This window comes from Photorhabdus sp. CRCIA-P01 (genome assembly GCF_003545805.1).
Lineage (GTDB): Bacteria > Pseudomonadota > Gammaproteobacteria > Enterobacterales > Enterobacteriaceae > Photorhabdus > Photorhabdus antumapuensis.
In genome coordinates this window covers 1-1,726 of the sequence record NZ_NMQR01000154.1, presented here as the reverse complement: position 1 = coordinate 1,726, position 1,726 = coordinate 1, and the positions used below count along the sequence as shown (strand labels likewise).

Annotated in this window: 1 rRNA gene; it reads right to left on the bottom strand. The window is 55.3% G+C overall.

Going from position 1 to position 1,726, the window contains the following annotated elements:
- Positions 1–48: 48 nt before the first annotated feature.
- Positions 49–1,726, bottom strand: a 23S ribosomal RNA gene (locus D3222_RS24450); the annotation flags it as partial.

Sequence of the window (1,726 nt, the reverse complement as noted above, 5' to 3'; positions counted from 1 at the left end):
CCGTCTTCCGACCGCTGTCTTATGACGCCAAAACACCTTCGGTGTTGTAAGGTTAAGCCGCTCGGTTCATTAGTACCGGTCAGCTCAATGCATCGCTGCACTTACACACCCAGCCTATCCACGTCTTCGTCTTAAACGTTCCTTCCGTGACCTCAAGTCAAGGGAAGACTCATCTCAAGGCAAGTTTCCCGCTTAGATGCTTTCAGCGGTTATCTCTTCCGCACTTAGCTACCGGGCGATGCCATTGGCATGACAACCCGTACACCAGCGGTGCGTCCACTCCGGTCCTCTCGTACTAGGAGCAGCCCCTTTCAATCTTCCAACGCCCACGGCAGATAGGGACCGAACTGTCTCACGACGTTCTAAACCCAGCTCGCGTACCACTTTAAATGGCGAACAGCCATACCCTTGGGACCGACTTCAGCCCCAGGATGTGATGAGCCGACATCGAGGTGCCAAACACCGCCGTCGATATGAACTCTTGGGCGGTATCAGCCTGTTATCCCCGGAGTACCTTTTATCCGTTGAGCGATGGCCCTTCCATACAGAACCACCGGATCACTAAGACCTACTTTCGTACCTGCTCGAGCTGTCACTCTCGCAGTCAAGCCGGCTTATGCCTTTGCACTAACCTCACGATGTCCGACCGTGATTAGCCAACCTTCGTGCTCCTCCGTTACGCTTTGGGAGGAGACCGCCCCAGTCAAACTACCCACCAGACACTGTCCCCGGTCCGGATCACGCACCTGGGTGAGAACATCGCRCATTCAAGGGTGGTATTTCAAGGACGGCTCCGTGCGGACTGGCGTCCRCACTTCACAGCCTCCCACCTATCCTACACATCAAGGCGCCATGTTCAGTGTCAAGCTATAGTAAAGGTTCACGGGGTCTTTCCGTCTTGCCGCGGGTACACTGCATCTTCACAGCGAGTTCAATTTCACTGAGTCTCGGGTGGAGACAGCCTGGCCATCATTACGCCATTCGTGCAGGTCGGAACTTACCCGACAAGGAATTTCGCTACCTTAGGACCGTTATAGTTACGGCCGCCGTTTACTGGGGCTTCGATCAAGAGCTTCGCACTYGCGTGCTAACCCCATCAATTAACCTTCCAGCACCGGGCAGGCGTCACACCGTATACGTCCACTTACGTGTTTGCACAGTGCTGTGTTTTTAATAAACAGTTGCAGCCAGCTGGTCTCTGCGACTGGCTTCGGCTCCGGGCGCGGGCCCTTCACCTACTGCCAGCGTGCCTTCTCCCGAAGTTACGGCACCATTTTGCCTAGTTCCTTCACCCGAGTTCTCTCAAGCGCCTGGGTATGCTCTACCTGACCACCTGTGTCGGTTTGGGGTACGATTCAAGGTGACCTGAGGCTTAGAGGCTTTTCCTGGAAGCCGGGCATCAACCACTTCACCGCCGTGGCGGYTCGTCATCACGCCTCGGTGTTAACGAAAGAGCGGATTTGCCTGCTCTTTCCACCTACACGCTTAAACCGGGACGACCGTCGCCCGGATGGCCTAGCCTTCTCCGTCCCCCCTTCGCAGTCACCTTCAGTACAGGAATATTAACCTGTTTCCCATCGACTACGCTTTTCAGCCTCGCCTTAGGGGTCGACTCACCCTGCCCCGATTAACGTTGGACAGGAACCCTTGGTCTTCCGGCGAGCGGGTTTTTCACCCGCTTTATCGTTACTTATGTCAGCATTCGCACTTCTGATACCTCCAGCGG